Annotated in this window: 22 protein-coding genes and 3 tRNA genes; 7 read left to right on the forward strand and 18 right to left on the reverse strand. The window is 41.8% G+C overall.

All coding sequences use genetic code 11. From position 1 onward, the window contains the following. Positions 1-145: 145 nt before the first annotated feature. Complete coding sequence (locus CALPO_RS0105985; RefSeq protein ID WP_026486521.1) at positions 146-1,090, reverse strand: YveK family protein; 945 nt, start codon at positions 1,088-1,090, stop codon at positions 146-148. Positions 1,091-1,172: 82 nt separating this feature from the next. Next, positions 1,173-1,793, reverse strand: coding sequence for a beta/alpha barrel domain-containing protein (locus tag CALPO_RS0105990; protein WP_051585883.1), 621 nt, complete (start codon positions 1,791-1,793; stop codon positions 1,173-1,175). Positions 1,794-2,056: 263 nt separating this feature from the next. Here CALPO_RS0105990 and CALPO_RS0105995 point away from each other — a divergent pair, with 263 nt between their 5' ends. Together CALPO_RS0105995 and CALPO_RS13385 are read left to right on the forward strand one after the other, a co-directional pair. Beyond that, positions 2,057-2,905: a polysaccharide deacetylase family protein gene (locus CALPO_RS0105995; RefSeq protein ID WP_051585857.1), complete on the forward strand. Its 849-nt coding sequence runs from the start codon at positions 2,057-2,059 to the stop codon at positions 2,903-2,905. 182 nt (positions 2,906-3,087) lie between these two features. Further along, positions 3,088-4,368 (forward strand): ammonium transporter, encoded by a 1,281-nt coding sequence (locus CALPO_RS13385; RefSeq protein WP_218915150.1) that lies wholly within the window; start codon positions 3,088-3,090, stop codon positions 4,366-4,368. Here CALPO_RS13385 and CALPO_RS0106005 read toward each other — a convergent pair. Further along, positions 4,324-5,568 carry an Nramp family divalent metal transporter gene (locus CALPO_RS0106005; RefSeq protein WP_407638220.1) on the reverse strand — a complete coding sequence of 415 codons (1,245 nt, stop codon included), beginning with the start codon at positions 5,566-5,568 and terminating at the stop codon, positions 4,324-4,326. The two genes, CALPO_RS13385 and CALPO_RS0106005, sit on opposite strands and share 45 nt — an antisense overlap. Positions 5,569-5,728: 160 nt before the next feature. Between CALPO_RS0106005 and mntR the strand changes: the two genes are divergently transcribed. Next, complete coding sequence (gene mntR / locus CALPO_RS0106010) at positions 5,729-6,190, forward strand: transcriptional regulator MntR (RefSeq protein WP_026486525.1); 462 nt, start codon at positions 5,729-5,731, stop codon at positions 6,188-6,190. 4 nt (positions 6,191-6,194) lie between these two features. Here the strand turns inward: mntR and eutH are convergent, their stop codons facing one another. Then, entirely contained in the window at positions 6,195-7,259 is a 1,065-nt protein-coding gene (eutH, locus tag CALPO_RS0106015) for an ethanolamine utilization protein EutH (RefSeq protein ID WP_026486526.1), read from the reverse strand. A 150-nt stretch (positions 7,260-7,409) separates the two neighbouring features. Between eutH and CALPO_RS0106020 the strand changes: the two genes are divergently transcribed. From CALPO_RS0106020 to CALPO_RS0106030, 3 genes are all read left to right on the forward strand, one after another. After that, positions 7,410-7,625: a hypothetical protein gene (locus CALPO_RS0106020; protein ID WP_026486527.1), complete on the forward strand. Its 216-nt coding sequence runs from the start codon at positions 7,410-7,412 to the stop codon at positions 7,623-7,625. 114 nt (positions 7,626-7,739) lie between these two features. Then, a complete protein-coding gene (locus CALPO_RS14750) occupies positions 7,740-7,904 on the forward strand; it encodes a hypothetical protein (RefSeq protein ID WP_169736185.1) in 165 nt (54 codons plus the stop codon). A 129-nt stretch (positions 7,905-8,033) separates the two neighbouring features. Then, the gene (locus CALPO_RS0106030) at positions 8,034-8,408 is read left to right on the forward strand and encodes a YmaF family protein (protein WP_026486528.1); all 375 of its coding nucleotides are present in this window, start codon (positions 8,034-8,036) and stop codon (positions 8,406-8,408) included. 104 nt (positions 8,409-8,512) lie between these two features. Here the strand turns inward: CALPO_RS0106030 and CALPO_RS0106035 are convergent. The 8 genes from CALPO_RS0106035 to CALPO_RS0106070 all read right to left on the reverse strand — a co-directional run bounded on the left by CALPO_RS0106035 (position 8,513) and on the right by CALPO_RS0106070 (position 15,913). After that, a tRNA-Arg gene (locus CALPO_RS0106035) sits at positions 8,513-8,586 on the reverse strand. A 66-nt stretch (positions 8,587-8,652) separates the two neighbouring features. Beyond that, positions 8,653-9,207: a phosphodiesterase gene (gene yfcE / locus CALPO_RS0106040; protein WP_026486529.1), complete on the reverse strand. Its 555-nt coding sequence runs from the start codon at positions 9,205-9,207 to the stop codon at positions 8,653-8,655. A gap of 118 nt (positions 9,208-9,325) precedes the next feature. Next, complete coding sequence (locus tag CALPO_RS0106045) at positions 9,326-10,309, reverse strand: glycoside hydrolase family 130 protein (protein ID WP_026486530.1); 984 nt, start codon at positions 10,307-10,309, stop codon at positions 9,326-9,328. Positions 10,310-10,342: 33 nt separating this feature from the next. Then, complete coding sequence (locus CALPO_RS0106050) at positions 10,343-11,182, reverse strand: carbohydrate ABC transporter permease (RefSeq protein WP_245589896.1); 840 nt, start codon at positions 11,180-11,182, stop codon at positions 10,343-10,345. Positions 11,183-11,196: 14 nt separating this feature from the next. Beyond that, positions 11,197-12,075, reverse strand: coding sequence for a carbohydrate ABC transporter permease (locus CALPO_RS0106055; RefSeq protein WP_084295216.1), 879 nt, complete (start codon positions 12,073-12,075; stop codon positions 11,197-11,199). Positions 12,076-12,162: 87 nt separating this feature from the next. Further along, positions 12,163-13,506, reverse strand: coding sequence for an ABC transporter substrate-binding protein (locus CALPO_RS0106060; RefSeq protein ID WP_026486533.1), 1,344 nt, complete (start codon positions 13,504-13,506; stop codon positions 12,163-12,165). A 154-nt stretch (positions 13,507-13,660) separates the two neighbouring features. Beyond that, on the reverse strand, positions 13,661-14,677 hold the full coding sequence (locus CALPO_RS0106065; RefSeq protein ID WP_026486534.1) for a LacI family DNA-binding transcriptional regulator: 1,017 nt from the start codon (positions 14,675-14,677) through the stop codon (positions 13,661-13,663). Between the two features lie 243 nt (positions 14,678-14,920). Continuing rightward, positions 14,921-15,913 (reverse strand): glycoside hydrolase family 5 protein, encoded by a 993-nt coding sequence (locus CALPO_RS0106070; RefSeq protein WP_026486535.1) that lies wholly within the window; start codon positions 15,911-15,913, stop codon positions 14,921-14,923. A 130-nt stretch (positions 15,914-16,043) separates the two neighbouring features. Here CALPO_RS0106070 and CALPO_RS0106075 point away from each other — a divergent pair, with 130 nt between their 5' ends. Further along, complete coding sequence (locus CALPO_RS0106075; protein WP_026486536.1) at positions 16,044-16,763, forward strand: class I SAM-dependent methyltransferase; 720 nt, start codon at positions 16,044-16,046, stop codon at positions 16,761-16,763. Here the strand turns inward: CALPO_RS0106075 and CALPO_RS13390 are convergent. From CALPO_RS13390 to serS, 6 genes are all read right to left on the reverse strand, one after another. Next, positions 16,734-17,450 (reverse strand): TVP38/TMEM64 family protein, encoded by a 717-nt coding sequence (locus CALPO_RS13390; RefSeq protein ID WP_051585858.1) that lies wholly within the window; start codon positions 17,448-17,450, stop codon positions 16,734-16,736. The two genes, CALPO_RS0106075 and CALPO_RS13390, sit on opposite strands and share 30 nt — an antisense overlap. Before the next feature lie 20 nt (positions 17,451-17,470). Continuing rightward, positions 17,471-17,893, reverse strand: a complete 423-nt coding sequence (locus CALPO_RS0106085; protein WP_026486537.1) for a PaaI family thioesterase — start codon at positions 17,891-17,893, stop codon at positions 17,471-17,473. 29 nt (positions 17,894-17,922) lie between these two features. Then, on the reverse strand, positions 17,923-20,649 hold the full coding sequence (locus CALPO_RS0106090) for a UPF0182 family membrane protein (protein ID WP_026486538.1): 2,727 nt from the start codon (positions 20,647-20,649) through the stop codon (positions 17,923-17,925). 55 nt (positions 20,650-20,704) lie between these two features. Further along, a tRNA-Ser gene (locus CALPO_RS0106095) sits at positions 20,705-20,798 on the reverse strand. A 17-nt stretch (positions 20,799-20,815) separates the two neighbouring features. After that, positions 20,816-20,902 (reverse strand) — tRNA-Ser (locus CALPO_RS0106100). A 49-nt stretch (positions 20,903-20,951) separates the two neighbouring features. Continuing rightward, positions 20,952-22,226: a serine--tRNA ligase gene (gene serS, locus CALPO_RS0106105; protein ID WP_026486539.1), complete on the reverse strand. Its 1,275-nt coding sequence runs from the start codon at positions 22,224-22,226 to the stop codon at positions 20,952-20,954. Positions 22,227-22,252 lie beyond the last annotated feature (26 nt).

Here is a 22,252-nt window from a genome sequence, read left to right on the forward strand (position 1 = left end):
TAGTATACTAATACAATTATCATACTATATATTCTACCACCACAGAACTAAAATCTCAAGAGATGGTTTTAAAAATATAAGGTAGCAGAAGGATTTTTCATGGATTTCCTCTGCTACCTTTTGAAACAAGTAAAAATATGCTTTTTCATTGTGGCGTATTTAATTTAACAGAATCGCTTGAATTTTTCCAATACTCCATAAAAAATACGACAAATACGCTAACCATAATACCAAGTATAAAAGCTATTGATATATTCAACAATTTCTTAGGCGACACAGGTTGTTCAGGGAGTAACGCCTTATTTGTTATCAAAATACTTTGTTCTCCTAATTTTGAGGCTTTAATTAACTCCAGCATATTGTATTTCTCCATCATTATGTCTCTGGATTTTTTAAGCAAATTTAACTTCGTCTGCTTTTCGCTTATTAATGTTTTGTCGTTTGTGTTTAAAGCCTCATTAAGGTCCTGAGTAGCCTTATCAATTTTCTCGTTTTGAAGTTTAATCAGCTGACCCAATGTTACCATCAGTTTATCTGTCTGCTTATTATTTCTATTAATTATATAATCCCTGAATTTTTCGGCTATTGTATCAGCTATCTCCATAGCAAGCCTGGGATTATTATCTTTCACAGTTATATCGATCAAATTGGTTTTATCTATAACAGTAACATTTACGCGGGATTTTAAATCATCAATAGTATACCTGTCATTTAATTTCAATTGACTTATCGCATCCTGCAACACAACGGGGTTGGTTACCTCTTCTTTGAACGTGTCAACAGTCATGTCAGGATATTTCAACAAAGAGGACAAAAGCGAAGATATATCTTTATCCGTAACATCACTGTAGATATTATCACCGGAAGAGTTGTTACCCGGTATTATTACCGTAGTATCCGACCCAAAAAAACCTGTGGATGGCGTAACATCCGTCACCACAATTTTCGTAGACGCTTCGTATGTAGGCTTTATAACAAAAAAACTCAAAAAAGCCGAAAAAAGCGTAGAAATAATGGTAATTAAGGCAATTATCTTCCTGCCTCTCCAAACAACTTCTATTATCTCTCTTAATGATATTTCTTCTTCCACTATTTTCCTCCTTTGCTTCCTATTCTTTATTTTTCTATATTATTATAAATATTTTTAACGCAAAAGACAAGTAAAAGGTATATTACCTGCCTTTCCTATATCCATCCATTATCTCCGAAAAAATCTCAGCAGTAGTAGGCGGCGTATACGTTATAGCATTAGCGCCCGCTTCAATAGTTCTCAGTATAGATTCATCCGAAGGACCCCCTGTGGCTATAATTGGCACCTGGGGAAACTCATCTCTCACCTTTCTTACAATCTCAGGGGTATTTCTTGCCCCTGATATGTTGAGAATAGTAGCACCTGCTTCCAGCCTTCCCTTCACGTCGTCTTTTTCAGAAATAATAGTGACCACAATAGGTATGTCTATGGTCTGCCTCATTTTTTTGATAGTTTCATTGGGCGTAAGCGCATTTACCACAACACCTATGGCCCCCTGAAATTCCGCATCGAGGGCTAAATTTACCACCCTTTTGCCCTGGGTCTGCCCTCCTCCTACACCGCAAAACACCGGCAGATCCGATGCCATCATGAGTGCATGGGTTATAATGGGTTGCGGCGTAAAAGGATAGACTGCAATTACCGCGTTAGCGTTGGTATTTCTTATAACGGCAATATCCGTCGAAAAAACCAGGGATTTTATAAGCTTTCCGAAAATTTTTATACCTGACGCCTCGTTGATCACCTCAGGCACCTTTATCATTTTCTGTCTTAACTGCGAAGTAATTTCTGGAATATACCCACTCACAGCTTTCCCCTCCCATTTTACATACTAATACTTTTAACTAATGCTTTTATATATTATATTTATTCTACACCTTCCGTCAAACCCTTCTGTCAAAGCTTAAACACATCTTAAATTTTTGTTAATTTTGTATAAAAAATATTGTTATATTGCACAGCAAGTGTCATAATATATTTTGCCTACATAATATCTATTATACAACCACAGGTTGGAGGAATATTATGAAAAGCGTAAATCCAGAGCACAGGGCCGTTTTTATTTTCCTTGCGCTTTTACTTGTAATAGGAATTTTTATATACGCCAGAACAGCCGGCGATCATAAGACGATGTACAAGCAGTTTTATTCCACCAGAGGAATCCCTGTCCTCATGTACCACAAGGTAAACCCCGATAGAAAGACAGGCGGTTTAGGCCTCAGGGTACTGCCTAAAGATTTTGATTGGCAGATGGATTACCTGTATAAGCACGGATTTCACACCGTATCATTGGAAGACGTAATTGATTACTGGCACCACAAAAAGCCGTTGCCACCAAACCCAATCGTCATAACCTTCGACGACGGCTACCAGGATAATTATACATACGCTTTTCCCATACTAAAAAAATACCACTTTACAGCTACGATATTTGTTGTGGTAAATTCCATCGGGAAAACAAACTTTTTTGACGCAGACAGAAAGGTCCAACCTGTAAACAAAATGCTGTCACTAAAGCAAATAAAAGAGTTAAACGCATACGGCATAACCATAGGAGCCCATACCATGAACCATCCCCATCTGGCAAAGATAAGTTTAGACCAGGCCAGAGAAGAGATAATAAACTCAAAAAAGGCGCTGGAAAAAATCCTGGGCAAACCCGTATTGGTGTTTTCTTATCCTTATGGCAGTTACGACAAAAATGTAGAGAAAATCGTCAAAGAAGCGGGTTATAAAGCTGCTGTAACCACAAGACAGGGCATCAACTTCCCCGATTCAGATCCGTATGCTCTAAAGCGCATACGCATAATGGGAATGTACAGCCACAGGAAATTTATTTATGAACTAAACAGATACTACAAAAAGCGGTTTTAGGTATCATAACATCAAGAGAAAAAAATTCTCGCCCATGTTTATTGACAATTGCGTAAAATAAAGATATAATAATGACATCGTGAACGACGTTGTTCATTCAGGCGATGAAGCCTTTAAAAGGGTTATATTTACCCTTTTAAAGGCTTTTATTTTTTAAATTTCAAAATCAAGGAGGGATCTTTTTGAATACAGGTGATACTGCATTTGTGCTAATCTCCGCTGCTCTCGTCATGTTCATGACACCGGGAGTAGCACTGTTTTACGGTGGAATGGTCAGAAGAAAAAACGTGTTGGGTACCATGATGCAAAGCTTTATAATCATAGCTCTGGTATCTGTCATATGGGTCTTATTAGGATATTCTCTTTCTTTTGGGCCAGACGTAAATCACATCATAGGAAGCCTCAAGTGGTGGGGCTTAAACGGCGTTGGGTTAAAACCAAACCCCAACTATGCTTCATCTATTCCTCACATGGCTTTTGCCGTGTATCAGATGATGTTCGCTATCATAACGCCAGCCCTCATAACAGGGGCTTTTGCAGAGCGCATGAGATTTAAGCCTTTCCTCATATTCATCGCTCTTTGGAGCATTCTCGTATACTCCCCCTTATCCCACTGGGTCTGGGGAAATGGCGGATGGTTAAGGACATTAGGCGTGCTGGACTTTGCTGGGGGAAATGTGGTGCACATAAGTTCAGGCGTATCCGGGCTTGTGCTGGCATTGGTACTTGGTAAAAGGCTGCGCTATGGCCAAGAACCCATGATTCCCCACAACCTGCCCATGGTGGTATTAGGTGCCGCAATACTCTGGTTTGGCTGGTTTGGATTCAACGCAGGCAGCGCTTTGGCCGCAAACGAATTGGCCGTAAACGCTTTTGTCACTACCAACACAGCCGCAGCGATGTCCTCGCTAAGCTGGATGATTACCGAATGGATGGTCACTAAAAAACCTACGCTATTTGGCGCTGCCAGCGGCGCAGTAGCTGGCCTTGTGGCCATTACCCCTGCTGCTGGGTTTGTAAGCCCTCTGTCTTCAATAGTGATAGGACTCATAAGCGGCATATTGTGTTATTATACCGTCAATATAATGAAGTACAAACTGGGCTACGATGATTCACTGGACGCTTTCGGAATACATGGAATAGGAGGCACATGGGGCGCTATAGCTACCGGTTTATTCGCTTCTAAAGCCATCAATCCCGCTGGTGCTAACGGCTTATTCTTCGGAAATCCTCATCAGCTGCTCGTTCAGTTTATAAGCGTAATAGTGACATACGCATTCGCTGCTGTGGCATCCTTTATCATAATAAAAGCCATATCCATATTCACTCAGGTAAGGCTGAGCGAAGAAGAGGAAGAGCTGGGGCTGGACCTTACACAGCACGGCGAAGAAGCATATCCATATACCGAAAGCATCGCTTTATCCAATACCCATAAACACATCAAGCAAGAGCAGGCAGTTTAAGCTAATTATTACCGATGCCACAAACCACCCGAACAACTTCGTATACAGCCCATTGACAAATTGACCCATTATGTCCTTTTTCCCTGTGATCAATAAAAGGGGAATTACAGCTGCAGGCAATGCGAAGCTCAGTATGACCTGGCTTACAACCAAAGCCTTCATCGGGTTAACATTAAGGCCAATTATAACCATGGCAGGAACCATAGTGATCAGCCTTCTTAAAAACAAAGGTATCTTTACACCCACAAAGCCATCCATAACGACCTCTCCTGCCATGGTACCCACAGCAGAGGAAGACAGACCTGAAGCCAGCAACGCCACCGCAAATGCTACACTGGATAAAGGCCCCATAAGGGGCTCCAGTGATTTATGAGCCTGTTCTATGGTATCCACCCTTATTCCCCTGCTGTAGAAAACCGCTGCCGATACAACGACCATTGCCGCATTGACGATGAAGGCTATATTCATGGCTAAAACCACATCTATCTTTTCCATAAGCAAATGCCTTTTCTTGTATTCATAGGACTTATCTTTATTTCTGCACTGAACCAGCTCTGAATGCAAAAATATCACATGAGGCATAACCGTGGCTCCCAGCATCCCTACGGCGATTAAAAGGGCATCGTTGTTTTCAAGAGCTGGAATAAAAGTGTGCACGCCTACCTGTATCCAATCAGGACTGGCAACAAACAGCTCTATTCCATATGCAACGCATATAACTCCCACAAGAGACGATATTATAATTTCTAAAATCCTCTGACCGTACCTCTTCGCATAGGTTATTAAAAATGTTATAGCGCCTGTTAACAACCCAGCGTAAACCAACGGAATATTAAACAGCAGGTACAAGCCCAGCGCTCCTCCTAAAAATTCTGCCAAGGTGGTAGCAATAGCTGCCATCTCAGCTATTGCCCACAAAAACCAGTTTAACTCTCTCGAAAACACCTTACTGCACATTTGAGGTAGTGTATACCCCGTAGCTATTCCCAACTTTGCCGATATGACCTGCAAGAAAATAGCCATGATATTGCTCCACAGGATAACCCATATAAGGCTGTAATTAAACGCAGACCCTCCCTTAATATTGGTAGCAAAATTCCCAGGGTCAATATACGCTACGCTGACTACAAAAGCAGGGCCTAGATACCTTACAATTTGGAAGTTCTTTACCGCGCCCTTGATTTTGTTGTAAAAAAGCAATGGTTGCTCAGTTATCACATCGTTCACCTGCCTTCTATAATTTTCAAAAGGCTTAATTTAACCGCCTCTAATTTTTTTACCTAATGTAAAATATGAATATTAACATTCACCGGTTACACATATAAATAAACTAAACATACTGAATGGCAGGTGAATGCAAATGCAAGAGGATGAATTTTACACATTTCGTGAATATATGAAAAGAGAAGAAAATACGCTAACAGCTTCCATGGAAGATTACCTTGAAATGATATACCGCCTTTGTGCCCACACCCCCTATACCAGGATAAACGAGCTGGCCGCCGCTTTAAACGTACAGCCTCCATCGGCCACAAAAATGGTACAAAAATTATCGGATTTAAACTTGATAGATTACAGAAAATACGGCATAATCACCCTTACAGAGAAAGGGCAACAAATCGGCAAAGCCCTGCTAAAGCGCCACGAGATCATAAAAGAATTTTTAAGCCTCATAGGCATAACCGACAGTATCCTTGAAGAAACCGAAAAGATAGAACATACGATAAGCGATGAGACATTAAAAAAGCTAAATGAACTCGTATCCTTCTTTAAAAGCAACCCTCATATCATCGCTATGTTCCACAATTATAAAAAACCGTGAAATACTATCTGTCCCATAGCCGTAGCGCCAGCATAAGCCCAAATAGCCCTGCCACAAATTTGGACACCATAAACGGTACCAGCATACTCGGCGCTACACTTGACACAAACCCCATCTGGCCACCAAACACAAAAGCACCGCTTATGGCAAAAGCTGAACATACTACTTTCCCCTTGGCATTCATATTTTTAAAATTGCCAAATACCAGTAAATTAGTAGCGAGATTACCCAGCAAGCTGATAACAGAGGAGCTGTCAATGCCGTATCTATTTCCTATCTTTTTTAAAAAACTGCCAAAAAACTTTTCCAGCACAGCCAGCATTGGGTACGCACCGCCCAGTATAAAGGCGATTTTCCCCACCACAGACATAACTTGTTGCAGCGGAATAACTTCAAAACCCAGGTTGATACCAAAAACAGAATAACCTCCTTGTGCTAGCAGCCCTGCAGTACTTAATCCTATTATCACCTTTCCAAAGGCATCAAAGCAGCCCAGCAAAACATCAGGTATCAGCGATAACCCTATTCCTATAAAAGCTGAAATAACCAGTATAGGCAGCATATCCTTCAGCAGTTTAAGGGGATTTAAGCCATACCACAATCCGGCGGCAAAACAACCTATTGGTATCGCTATTACTCCTATCATCACGCCCTTAGAAAAATACCTCTGCTCATCTCTGGATATCATCCCCATAGCTACGGGTATAGAAAAGCTTATGGCTGCACCCAGATTGGAAGCCACCACAACACCAGAAAACAGCCCCATTTTCTCATCAAAAGCTAAGCTTCGGGCTATCTGATATCCACCCATATCCACTGCTAAAAAACTAGCGGCAATCGCAGAAGGATCTACGCCAAAGACCTTAGATACAGGAGTTATCGCTATTAATAGAACTTGGGATATAGCAGGCGATATGGAGTAAATACCTATCATACCAAGGCCCACCGCTCCCATTGCCTTGATCCCTTCTTCAAACTTTTTGCCCAGTCCTAGAGGAGATCCTATGGCGTAATCTAATCCACCTATTGCAAAAAACACGCCTATCAAATACAGCACCACATTTCCCATAGCCAATTATCCTTTCATACTTTTAGCCCCATTGTATCACCGGCTCATGGGTTTCTCAAGAGGACTTTACTAAAATATAAAATAGAACAGTCACACCTCCAGGGAAGTTTTCATAAACTTAATATCAGAAAGCCATTGGAGGTGAAAAAAGTGAAAGAAAAAGAGCTCGCTCAAAAAATTGATGAACTCATCGACTCTTTTGAGAGCGACAGCAGGGATTTAAACGACGTAGAAAACGAACTGCAAACACTGTTTAAAGACGATGACCCTGACTTTATTTTCAAACTCATATTCAAACTCTTGTTCAAAATAAAGGATGAGATCAAAGACATCGAAAAGAAATTAGACAAGATTTTCAGGATTTAAGACAAAAAGCCCCGCTGACAGCGGGGCTTTGTTTAATATAGCGGCAAATCGCCTTCAATTTTTCTCTTATAAAACATTCATGTCATGCGAATAATAACACAGGAGGCGATTCTCATGAACGGAAAAACTACAAGCTGGGTAGTAGCTGGTATCGGCGCAGTTGTTACAGCAATAGGGTATATGACAGGTGGAACAATAGGCGCCGGTATAACTGGTTTCGGTTTAGCCCATGTAGTTCTCGGAACATTAGATATGTTTAGGCCGAGCGTTCAAAAATAATTGTCTCCATAGCAGAAGGCACTTCGGCTTTAACCGTGGTGCCTTTTTTAATGCCCTTTTTGCACTTATGTTTTTATCTAAACATATAATATTATCACTCTAAAAATTAATTCTTGGAGGTTGAATTATATGGATTTATCTATCGAAGAAATTAAAAAGTATTTTGATTATTATGATAAAAAAGGTGAAGGTCAAACCCATAACCATGAGTTTCTAGGTAGCACAAAGTTAGCTGCAGAAGAGGAAGAAGAAGAGCACAACCATCGCTTTGCAGGTGTTACCAGCCAAGTTATACCAAAGGGTTCTAGTCACGTCCATGCAATATTGGTAAGCACTGACTTCTATGAGGATCATCATCATGAGATAGGCGTAATAACTGGCCCTGCTATTGATGTCGGCGATGATAAACACGTACACTTTGTTGAAGGAAAAACTACTGTTGATAATAATCACTTCCACAATTTTACCTTTGCTACCCTAATTGAGGATCCTATTTCTGATTAAACACAATTAACTTCTGCAATGTATATAAAGCACCGGGTAATTTTATGATGCCATAAACAATAAAGGCACCCATCCTCGGGTGCCTTTATTCATAGAAATTCCAGTGCGCCAGGAGGGATTCGAACCCCCGACCACCTGATTCGTAGTCAGATACTCTATCCAACTGAGCTACTGGCGCCTCACATCCTTTTATAGTATAACACAACCTATTTAAATATTCAACATAGGTTTTGAGGATGTGAGCTTATTTTAAGTCCAACGACATGATGTCCTTTCCTGATTCTAAATCTACTATTCTAGCAACCCCGTCTTCAATAAGCCCTATCGAATTGACCTTGTCCTCTCTCTTGCTGAGTGACGTAGATCCGGGATTGATCACCACGCAACCGCCGATTTTCTTTAAAATGGGAATATGGGTATGTCCTGTTATGAAAAAATCCAATCTGTACCTGCCAATTAATTTATGCATATCCTCATCAGAAATGGTATGTCCATGTTGAACCATAAACCTCTTTCCCTGAATCATGGTAAACACATAGGGTGTTTGCATAGGTATATCGAGTACCATCTGATCTACATCTGCATCACAGTTTCCCTGAGCCACCAGAAGAGGAACACTGCAGGAATTTAACGCGCTGGAGAGCTTTTTGGGGTCATATCCAGGAGGAAGAGGGTTGCGGGGTCCATGGTACAACACATCTCCAGCGTGAAAAATCAAATCCGTATCTTTTAAAAAATTCCACGCTTTTTCCCAAGATATGTAATCTCCATGGGTATCGCTTATAACGCCGATCCTCATGTCAACACTCATCTCCTTTTTAAAAGATCGCTTATGCCTTTTATAATTTTATCATTTGGGCAAAAAAAATTAAAGATAAGGCGGCATCATAACGCCGCCTTATCTTTTTAACGCAGCTTTAACTATTGGACTTTATAAAGTCTATCACTTCGTCCACCTTGGCAAAGGCAAGACATGTAACCGTATCCGCAGCTCCGTAGTAGATCGCTATCCTTCCCGTGGGCGCATCGTACAACGCCGCTGTGGGAAATACCACATTGGGCACATCCCCTACGCACTCGTACAGCTTTTGCGGTGACAGCAGGTAATCCGATGCCCTGTATATCACCTTCCACGGCTCATCTAAGTCCAGTAAAGCGGCTCCAAAGCTGTACACAAACCCGTTGCACGATGTCAAAACCCCATGGTAGAACAGCAACCAGCCTTCCGTCGTCTCTATAGGCACAGGACCTGCTCCTATCTTGGTGCTCTCCCACGGCTTGTTGGGCGACATCACGTGCCTGTGGTGCCCCCAGTGCACCATATCCGGGCTCTCGCTGTAGAATATATCGCCAAAAGGCGTATGCCCGTTGTCGCTAGGCCGGCTCAACATCGCGTACTTGCCCTTTATCTTACGCGGAAACAGCACACCATTCCTGTTAAAGGGCAAAAAGGCGTTTTCCATCTGGTAGAATTCTTTAAAATCGTAGGTATACGCAACGCCTATAGTGGGATAGCCATGGTATCCGTTGCACCACGTGATGTAATACCTGTCCTCTATCTTGCAAACCCTGGGATCGTAGGCGTAAACAAACCTGCTTACCTCTTCATCGTCGCATATAAATTTTATACGTTCATGGTCTATCTCCCAGTTAAGGCCGTCCTTGCTCCTTCCGCTGTGTATCTCCATCTGGCGGCTTTTTGTGTCGCATCTGAACACACCTGCGAATTCTCCATTAAAGGGTACCACAGCGCTGTTAAAAATGCTGTTGGATGAAGGTATAAGGTCTCTGGGTATCACCGGGTTTTGCTGGTAGCGCCACACTACGTCATTACACCCTGCTGGCCTATCCTGCCACGGTATATTGGGTAATGCCTCCCCGACTATTAACTGTTTGCTCATACATCGTCGCTCCTTCCTACAAAAATTGTTTCATCATGCCTTTATACTGCCGGTTAGCGTCAACCCCTCCAGCAACGCTTTTTGCGTTATAAAGAATAAGACAATCATGGGAATCGTCATAATCAAAGACACTGCCATTAACTGATTCCATATAGCTCCATGAGCTGTCTGGAACTGCTGTAGCCCAAGGCTCATCGTATACTTTGATTCATCCGATAGGTAAATTAACGGACCCAGGAAATCCTGCCATGCTGCTATCATCTGAAATATGGCAACAGTCCACAGCGCAGGTTTTGTTATGGGAACTATTATTCTCCAAAGTATTCCCCACTCTGATGCCCCATCTATCCTAGCCGCTTCTGACATCTCCTTGGGTATAGACATCATAAACTGCCTTATAAGGAAGATGTAGAAGGGTACGCCGAAAAATGATGGCACTATTAACGGCAACAGTGTGTTAACAAATCCCAGGTTCTTGAAAATTATAAACAGGGGTATCATCGTAACCTGATACGGCAGCATCATGGTCATCAGCACTATAAAGAATACCGTATCTCTGCCTTTCCATCTAAGCCTTGAAAAACCATAGGCAATTACCGTACTGGACAGTACCGTTCCCAACATCGAAAATACCGCGTATATTAGTGTATTGCTCAAATACGTCCAAAAGGGTATGGCGTTTATAGCGTCAGTAAAGTTTTGCCACATAAAAGTTTGAGGTATAAATTGGGGGGGTATTGTGAATATCTTATCTATCGGTTTTAACGCCGTAGAAACCATCCATAAAAAGGGCAGTAAAAAGAGTACGCTCACCACGATTAATAAAGCGTATACTATTATTCTCCCTATCAAGTCCATTGTGCTCTTTTTCACTATCACTTCACCCCCTATTCTCCGCTGTAGTACACGTATTTCGCAGATGTCTTAAACAAAAGGTAGACACATGCTGCTATTATCACCAGCAGAATCCACGCCATAGCAGAGGCGTATCCCATGTGGTAGTTCATGAAGCTTTCTCTGAAAAGATACAGCGAATAAAACAACGTAGAATTCACAGGTCCTCCACTGGTCATTATATAAGCCTGAGTAAAATACTGCAGCGAATTTATTACGCCCAATATTACGTTGTACAGTATAACGGGGCTCATCATCGGCAACGTCACGTGGAAAAATTTCTGGAATATATTTGCGCCGTCTATATCAGCAGACTCGTACAATTCCGTAGGAACATTTCTCAAACCAGACAGGTAAATGACCACTGCCTGCCCCATTCCCCACTGGGCCATTATTATAAGCGACATTTTTGACCATGCAGGATCTGCTAGCCATCCTGGCCCTTTTATCCCTATAGATGCCAGAAGTGAATTTATAAGTCCAAATTGGGGATCCAGTATCCACATCCACAATATGGCAGATGCCACTGTCGGCACCATATACGGCATATATATTATCGTCCTGAAGAAAGACAATCCCCTTATCTTCTGATTAAGCAGCAATGCCACCGCTATGCCCAGAACAACCCCCAAAGGCACCGCAATAACCGTATAGTAAAGGGTATTGTATAAAGAGAGGTAAAACAGCTTATCGTGAAACAAATTTACATAGTTTTTTAAACCTATAAATACAGGGGTACCTATACCGCCGAACCTGGTAAAGCTGTAGTAGAAGGACGATATAAAGGGGTACAATGTGAATACCAAAAAACCTATTATCCACGGCGAAATAAAAAGTACACCTTTAATAGCTTCCTCTCTCTCCAGGCTCATTTTTTTACCTCTTTTCATCGCGCCCACACCACCTTTCTTTGTATCAAATCAAATTGGGAGATGTTATCTCCCAATTTGATTTACCAATCACTGTGATAAGCTCTTCTCAGCCTCCGCCTGGGCGTTTTTCAGCGCCTGTTCTGGCGTAGACTTCTTGTACTGAGCTGCCTGGAATGCATTGTTTGCAGCTGTCTCTGTAGAAAGCATTCCTTTAGCCGCAGGTGTATAGTAAATTGATCCTTTTTGTGCAACGTTTAATACCTCTTTGAAATAAGGATCATTATTCAGCTTTTGCATCTTGGCAGCCTCAACTATAGGAGCGATATTATACACCTTGTCTGCCGTATTAGCTATCCTCTGAGGATCCATCGTCCACTTTATAAAGTCCATAGCTTCTTGCGGGTGTTTGGATCCCTTTGGTATCATCCAGGTATTCCCGTCCATCAGCGAGGGCATAGGCTTGCCACCTGGCGCCTGAGGTATAGGCCCAACGCCAAAGTTAAGCTTTGGATTGTACTGTTTATTGGCATTTATCTGCCATTCTCCGCTAATCATCATAGCCACCTTACCCAAAATAAACGGGTCATTGGCCTGCGATGAGTTTTGGCTCATGCCAGCTATAAACTTGTTTATATTCATAGCGCCGTACTTATCGCTGTAACTGACTTCCCATTTCAAAAGATTCAAAAGCTGAGGATTTTTATCTGGTGAAAGAATCGGATTGCCATTGGAATCAACAAGGCTTGTACCAAAAACCCCTGCCATAACGTGCGGTACACCTTGTCCTATCCACGGTATAAATCCCATCTGCTCAATCGCGCCGTTTTTAGTCTTGGTCAGTTTTGCCGCCATCTGGTCCAACTCAGCTATAGTCTTGGGAGGCGTATTAGGATCTAGTCCTGCTTGTTTGAAAAGATCTTTGTTCCAGAAAAGCACCCTGACGTTTACCATCTCAGGAAGGCCATATATTTTACCATTGTACTTCATGGCATTATAAGCAGCTTCAAAGAACTTCGACGTGTCAACATCCTTAAGGTAATCGTCAAGAGGTATTATAGCGCCCTGGTCTGCAAGACCCGGCAACGCATCCTGTCCCCAGTAAAGCACTAAATCCGGGGGATTGCCTGCTGCTACAGCTGACAGGAATTTACCCTGCCCACCTCCCTGAGTAGCCGCAATTCCAGCACCGCTTACCATCTGGGCCTTTATCTGTACGTTGGGATGGGTTTTAGAATATTCCTTAGCCAAGCTCACAACCGCATCCCCATCAGGTCCAGCCCATGGATACCACAGGGTTAATACGACTTGCTTTTTATTCCCATTTGTGCTACTATTTTTGGTAGAAGAACCGCTGCAACCAGCAAACGCTAACACCGCGATAACCAACAACATAGCGATTATCGCTTTCCCTTTGAGGAAAATCTTTGACATTATTTTTCACTCCTTCCAACATAATAGACTTAAACCTCAACAAATGTCTATTTATTTGCTGTTCCTGTGCAAATACATATCACAACGGGCCTGTAAGATATGTATTTGCCTCTTTTTTTATGCCAATCACCTCCTCTTCAGATAATGCAAAGGGTTAAAAAACCCCTTTTGTCGAATCCCTTACAATCAAGCTGGTGTTCAGTTCTATAAACTCATAGGGCTTGTCCTCATTGGAAATCCTAAAAAGCAGCTGGCTTACAGCCCTCTCTCCCATTGCCTGTTTAGGTACGTTCAAAGTAGTCAACCTGGGATGGGAAATCCTCGCTATCTCTATGTCGTCAAAACCTATAACCGACACCTTATCAGGTACACTTATCCCTAAATCCATAAGGTTTTTTATAAAAGCGAGGGCTATCTTGTCATTGGAACATATCCACGCACTGGGAAATTTTTCACTGTATTTGATCTTTCTCTTAAAATAATCCATATCTTCGATAAAATCCGTCCTCTTCAAACTGATATCTAGCCATATATAGTCTTCATCTACTTCAATATTAAATTTTTTCGCGTAATAAATAAAGGATTCATATCTCTCTCTAAAACTGTAGGCCCATTCATTGTTGCCGATAAAACCTATTTTCCTGTGTCCACTTTTATAAAGGTATTTTAAAGCTTCGTATATGCCTTTTTTGTTAGCCGAATTGATGTAATCACATTGGATCTCTTCGCTGTAATGGTCAATTACCACAATGGGGATACCCAATGCCTTAATTTTCTTTATAAATCCGTCGTTTAAAGTCCCCACGATTATAATACCGTTTGTCGTCTCTTTATTTATAGCATAAGGTATATTAAGGTTTTCCTCATCCTCTGCATCCACAGCGGTTACGCTCAGCTTTATATTTCTATTCCTTGCGGAATTCTCTATGCCGTACAATATACTTGACCAGAAAGTGGGCTCGCCAAAGAAGCTTTCGCGGCACAGCACAGTGATATTCTCAACCTCTTTATCCAGATCTCTGACTCTCCTGTATCCCATCTTGAGAGCAGTCTCACGTATCTTCTCCCTCATCTCAGCGCTAACACCGCCCGCGCCTCGCAGTGCCTTTGATACCGTATTCTTTGAAACGCCAACTACGGCCGCGATATCCTCCAATCTCACTCTGCCCACTTTTAAAACCTGCCTTTTTGATGATTTAACCTTTACAAATAAACGCTTTTCACTTACACTTACATTATAGTGTAACTTAAATATAAAGTCAATAGTTTTCCATACTATATTTGAAAATATACCGTTTCAATATGTATATTTTGTATAATTTCATCTATTATCCGCTTATTTTCGCCCTATTTTTAGATTACGGCACTTTAAAATAAAACCTTTTCTATAGGTTACGAATACCTTACTTGTAACTCATACTCTATTCTCCACAAGCAAATCCAGCAATTCTCTATCTACTTTGAAACCGCGATAATATTCATATTTGGCACCTGGACGGCCATGCTCTACAATCCCAAAAGGCCCTTTAAAATTCCACAGGGAATATCCCCATTCAAACTCCTTATACAGGCTCAACACATCTTCAAACCACCTAATAGCCACATCGTTAGAGGTCTTATTAAAGCATCCAAATTCCCCTATGTGCACATTAACTCCTTTTTGCTGCAAATCACGCCATGGTTTATAGTACTCTCGTAACGTATCCTTGTTCCATACTTTACCTTCCCACAATAAATCAGGATAATCGGGTTGGGGTAAACCTTTGTGGCCATCCCACCAGCTAGCCTGATAATGAGTCAAAGCCATAGGTTGATAACCTCTGCCGCTGTGCACAACACCTAAATGGGCCAGCTCTGGCATGGCGATATTTCCACCTCCCAAACCGTCTATCACTATTTCGCGGTCAGGATCTATTTTGCGTATGGCTTCTACCGTACGAATTATAAGAGAAGCATGGTTTTCTCTTGTCAAGCCGTATTGGCCGATATTAGGAGGTTCATTTACGAGATCAAAGCTCAAAAACTTGCTAGGAACTCCTTTGTACCGCTTTGCAAAAAGCTCCCACTGGTATACAAAGCCGTCTTGCGCTCTTTTATCCAGCCACAAGTTGTCGCGCTCTATATCGTTGCGGTTTATGCAATAACCAGGAGCCCTGTGCAAATTCAAACACATGTGAATGTTCCTAGCGCTGCATTCCATAAGGTATAAATCGATATGCTCAAAAACTTTTTCATCAGGGTTAAAGTAATCAAAATTTCTCGTCCAAAATCTATAATCAACGGGTATTCTGACAAAGTTAAATCCCGTCTCCACTAAAAAATCCAACGCTTTTTTATCAGGAGGCTGGGGTTCTCTTCCCTCCTCCCATACATACATCCATTGGAAGTTAAAGCCATATTTTTTCATACTTCATCCCCATTTCTATAATTTTTAATGTATTAATGTATATATTTCATTTTATCACATATATTTCCTGCGTCAACATGAGCCTTTTATGATAAAATAAAAAAAAACAATTGGGAAAGGCGGTCATTATATGGGTTTTTATGAAGAGATCAGCAAATACTACGACGACATCTTCCCTGTACAAGAAAGCCAGATAAAATTGGTACAAAGCGTCTTTAGCTCAGGATTCAAAGTTCTGGATGTGGCTTGCGGTTCAGGCACATATACTATTGAGCTGGCAAAAAGAGGTTACAACATGGCGGGCATTGATTTAAGCCCTGACATGATAGACATCGCATTAAAAAAAACCGCTGAACAAAACCTGATAATTGATTTTCGCGTAGGGGATATGACAGATCTTTCGCATATAGGCGAAAAGAGTTTTGATGGTGTAATGTGCATGGGAAATTCATTGGTCCATTTAAACGATGAGATGAGTGTTTTAAAAGCGCTTAAAGAATTCCGCAGGGTCTTAAAAGAAAACGGAAAATTACTTCTTCAGATCATCAACTTTGACAGGGTGCTAAAACACCACATTGAGAGCTTGCCTGTTATCACTAATCCGGAAAAGGATCTGGTATTTATAAGAAAATATCATATAGACCAAAAAGGGTATGTGGACTTTATAACCAATTTAACCGTGGGCAACCGCACATTTGAAAACACCATAAAGCTATTGCCCATCCAAAGTGAAACACTAAAACACCTTCTGTCCAAAGCCGGTTTTGGAAACGCCACCTTTTATGGCGGGTTTGACAAAAGCCCTTTTGACAGCGATAAATCATTTATCCTTATCGCCGAAGCGCTCTAAAGGAGCAAATTTTCCAATGCGCTTCATTATATAGTCTTTTTTTAACGCCCCTGCGATAAAAAGCAGCACAGCTATCGCGGACAGCAATGCGACCACAAGAAAATTTCTTTCGTACATGCTGGCGCCTATATACGATGAAAACACAATGCCAGGCAAACGCGCCAGTAAGGTAATAAACAAATACTTCCAAAATGATATAGGGGTAACACCTGCTACATAGGACAACGCGTCTTTAGGCATACCCGGGATGAGAAACAGCAAAAAAAGCGCGATCTCCCCTTTGGGATTATTTATAAAATCCTTGAGCTTAGATAACCTCTCAGGAGAGATCACTTTTTTTAATGCACTGTAACCTAAAACCCTGGCTATCTCAAAGCATATAACAGATCCCAGCGTGATGCCCACTACCGACAAAATCGAACCCATCATCGCTCCATAAACATACCCGCCAGCTATCTGTATGACTTCCCCTGGTATGACAAAAACCACCACCTGAACTATCTGAACGGCGATGTAAACCAGAAATCCCTTGCTGCCATATCCTTCAATCCACAACCTGAACTTCTCCGGATTTGACGCCAGAAGGGCCAGACTGTGCCCATACCGCATGGCAAAAAAGGTGAAAACGCCCACAAATAAGATAGTCCCTGCAATATAGCCTTTAAGTTTTTTTATCTTATACCCCATAATACCACCATCGATCTCTCTTATCCCACGGCAAAATAAGTGCCCGTGGCCAAAGCTAACACCTCACCGCTTTCGCTGATTATCCTTCCCTCCGTGACAACGGTCCTATTCCCATTGTGCAATACCCTACCTTCAGCTGTCACTGTACTTCCTATTTTGCCCGGTGCTACAAAATTTATTTTCATCTCCAGCGTAACTACGTCCTTACCAGTAGTAAAAGCGGCCATACCCATCGCCGCATCTAAAAGCGTGGCAGTAACCCCACCGTGAGCAATTCCCGCTGTATTGGCGTGGTCTTCGCCAAATGTCAACTGCAATATGGCATAATTTTTTCCCACTTCCTTTGTTTTAATGCCAATATAATTCTGAAAACTCATCCTTTCATTGATAGACATTATCTTTTTAAAAACAGCTTTATCCAAACCTGTATTTATTGCTTCCATTTTTTCACCTCATTACCCAAAAATTCATTTCATTTAGGCTGTTTATTCATAACCTTGAGTATATCTCCTAGTTGTTTTATATAATTGCCATAGGAAGTCCAATCCCCTTGTTTTATGGCGTTATCTGCTTTTTGGTAGAGGTCATTAGCCTGCTTGATCAAGTCCTGCAAATTCCCCTGAGGAGCCTGAACTGCTGTTTGAGGCACAGATGGGTTTATATTGAATACCTTGTTAAGTGCAGCATCTAGTGTATCCTCCATCACTATTTTATTGTCATAGGCCACTATAATCCTCTTTACCTCGGGAATACTTTCTTTAGCATCTGATTTTATATAAAGAGGTTCTACGTACAGTATGGAGTCCTCTACGGGAATAACCAGTGTGTTACCTCTTAATACTTCAGACCCCTTCTGATTCCACAAGCTAAGCTCTTTAGAAATATCAGGATCGTTGTCTATCTTGGCTTCTATCTGCATAGGGCCGTAAATGGTGGTGCTCTTAGGCATAACATACGCTTCCAGCTTTCCGTAATTTGCTCCATCCATCCTGGCCACCATATACGCCACAAGATTGTCCTTTTGCGCGGGGGTAAAGGGTATTGTCAACAAATACTCTTCATCTCTCATTCCTGGCAATCTAGCTATCATATACTGGGATTCTTCAGGCTGGGTTCTATCGTAATATTTTTCTTTAGCGATGTCGTAAGAGTCCTCTCTGTTGTAAAATACCGTGGGATTTGACATGTGATAATTTTTATAAATTTCTGCTTGCAAGTCAAAAAGATCCTGAGGATACCTTATGTGTTTTTTCAAACCTTCCGGCATCTTTGAACCGTCTTTAAAGAGCTCGGGAAATATATTCCTGTACACCATGGCCACAGGATCGCTTTTATCCACGATGTAGTAATCCACTGTGCCATTATAGGCATCTACCACCACTTTAATGGAGTTCCTTATATAGTTCACCCATCTCCCATCAGGCAACTGATAAGGCTGAGAATACGGATAATCATTGCTGGTGGTAAACGCATCAATGATCCAATACAGTTTTCCGCTGTCTATGACGATATACGGGTCCTGATCATAAGTCAAAAAAGGCGCTATTTTCTCCACTCTCTGCATTATATTCCTGTAAATCAGTATTTTACTGGTAGGCTTAATCTCGCTTGACACCAGAAGCTTTATGTCACCGTAGTTAAACGCAAACAACAATCTGTTGAAAAAGTTCATAGGTATTCCCGCCTTACCTTTATACACCGACTCCACATTATCCGCACCTGACGGGTAGTCAAATTCTTTTAAAGCCGTGTTGGTTATAGCGTAATCGTCAGTCAACTCCCCAAAATATATCTCAGGCCTTGTTATTTTTATGCTATTATCGCTGACCGGCGGTATGTTTTTAATGGTAAGTACAGGCTGTCCCTGGGAATTTACCTTGTTTACAGGGGACATAACCACGCCGTAGCCGTGGGTGTATTTAAGGTGTTTATTTATCCATGTCTTAGCATGATCCGTGAGATCGGGAATAGACATCTCTCTGGCAGACAAAAACACCTGGGTGTATTTCCCGGAAATATCATACCTGTCTATATCGATATCGTTAAATTTGTAATAAAGCCTTATACCTTGCAGCTGATTGTAAACCTGATTAACAGGCCTATAGTCGTTGATCCTTATATTTTCAATGGTATCCACGTTGTCTCCTAAAGATTTTGCCGTTAAATTCTCTTTATAATTAAATTCTATCCTCTTTACTTTATCTATTCCAAATCCTTTTTGTGTATACTGAATATTGTATCTTATATAAGGCATCTCCTTGGTCAGCTCATTAGGCGACACCACAAGCTGCTGGACAATTGCGGCGATTACGCCAGACACAACGATTACAGCTACCATCGTTACAGGCCCTATGGCAATTATCTTAAGGCTTCTCCTCAAAGCTCCGACTAAAAACAATATGCCGGCTAAAACCGATACTATCATTAAAACCCTGTAAGCAACAAGTGTCACATGGACATCCGTATAACCAGCCCCAAACACTATTCCCCTCGGTGAGTAAACCAGGTCAAACGCCTTTAAGTAATACCTTAGAGCAAATAGCACGAAAAGCAAAAAGCCGAATATAGCGATCCTAGCGATGAGTATATTAAGGATATCTTTATTTGAATAAGCTTCAAGTACAGAGTCATCATCAGAAAGCCTGTAAAAGCGAGTACTATCAGACATGTACATAATGGCATACAACAGCGCGGTTATAATAGCTAGAACGACCAGCAAGGCTGTTACAAAGCCCAGGACACCCTGTATAAAGGGCAACTTGAACATGTAAAGGCTTATGTCCTTATGAAACAGTGGATCATATAAATTAAAATCCACAGCGTTAAAATAGGACAAAGCTTTGCTCCAAAGGCTGTTTGCCAGGCTTACCGATGATATAAGGGAAATGATGAAAGAAGCTACGACAATGGCAAAATTGTACCCTTTAAACTCGTTTCCATTGTTATAATCAGTGCTAAACCTTATAAAGTCCCTTTTGACCTTTTGCAGGTAGGAAAACACCACCAGGAATACAACGATAAATACAGGTACGCCGATTTTTAACTCGGCGATATACCTCGTAAAGAATACCTTCGTATATCCCAGTTCTTTAAACCACTGGTAATCAATTATTAGGCCAGAAAGGGACAAAATCAAAAATACCAGCACCACAAAAAGGGCTATAACAGAAGACACTAGCAATTTTCTTCCGCTGATCATAATATCTTCCTCTCATGATATTTAATAAAAAAAGATCCTCCAATCGGATCTTATGTGGCGGAGAAGGAGGGACTTGAACCCTCGCGCCGGGTTATCCCCGACCTACAGTCTTAGCAGGACCGCCCCTTCACCAACTTGGGTACTTCTCCTCGTTTTTAATTTTCACTGGCGGAGAGGGTGGGATTCGAACCCACGGCCCTTTCGGGTCACTAGTTTTCAAGACTAGCTCCTTAAACCGCTCGGACACCTCTCCGTCCACGGCACTATACAGTATATCACATCTTATATTACATGTCAATATTCTACCTTATCTCTTTTACCCCTCCCATATAGCCGTGAAGCACTTCAGGTATTTCTACAGAACCATCTGCCCTCTGATAATTCTCCAAAATAGCTGCCACTGTCCTCCCTATAGCCACTCCCGAACCGTTGAGGGTATGAACGTATTCCGGCTTTGCCTTTGGAGAAGGCCTGTACCTGATCTCTGCTCTCCTGGCCTGAAAGTCTTCAAAATTGCTGCATGAGGATATTTCTACGTACCTGCCATAACTGGGCATCCATACTTCCAGATCGTATTTTTTTGCCGCAGTAAACCCCAGGTCAGCGGTACTGATTGCTACCACCCTGTACGGAATTTTCAGCAACTGAAGGACTTCCTCCGCATCAGCCACCAGCTTTTCCAGCTCCTCGTAAGAGTTTTCAGGCTTCACGAATTTTACCAGCTCTACTTTGTTAAACTGATGCTGCCTTATAAGTCCCCTGGTGTCCTTCCCCGCGGCTCCTGCCTCAGCCCTAAAACACGCACTATATGCCACATGGTATATAGGAAGCTTATCTCCATCTATTATACTCTCCCTGTACATATTGGTTACAGGAACTTCTGCGGTAGGTATCAAAAAGTAATCAGTACCCACCACCTTAAAGGCATCATCCTCAAATTTAGGAAGCTGTCCCGTACCTATCATGCTGTTTCTGTGCACCATAAAAGGCGGAAATACCTCTGTATAGCCGTGCTTGGTGGTATGGAGGTCCAACATAAAGTTTATCAAGCTTCGCTCTAATCTGGCACCCAATCCCTTATAAAATACAAACCTAGATCCCGTAACCTTAGACGCAGTGGGAAAATCTAATATCCCCAACCTTTCGCCTATTTCCCAATGGGGCTTTGGGTCAAAGTCAAAAGCCGTAGGCTCACCCCACCGCCTTACTTCCACGTTGTCCTCTTCGCTCCTACCCACAGGGACACTCTCATGGGGTATATTGGGTATATTGAGAAGAAGGTCGTTGAGCTCAGCCTCCACCTCATTTAGCTGCCCTTCCATTTCCTTTATCCTTTGGGATACCTCTTTCATCTCTTTAATCTTTTCATCAGCGCTTTTACCTTCTTTTTTCAACCGCGCTATTTCTTCAGATTCGTCATTTCTCAACTTCTTCAGATTTTCCACGTCGTACAACAGTTCTCTTCTCTTTTGATCCAATTCCAAAAATCGATCCAGCTTTTCCGTCCCCTCACCTCTTTTGATAAGCGCCTCCCTCAGCTCATCGGGATTGTTTCTTATCCTCTTTATATCCAGCACCTAACATCCCTCCTGCCTTAGTTTAT

This window comes from Caldanaerobius polysaccharolyticus DSM 13641 (assembly GCF_000427425.1).
Taxonomy (GTDB): Bacteria; Bacillota; Thermoanaerobacteria; order Thermoanaerobacterales; family Caldanaerobiaceae; genus Caldanaerobius; species Caldanaerobius polysaccharolyticus.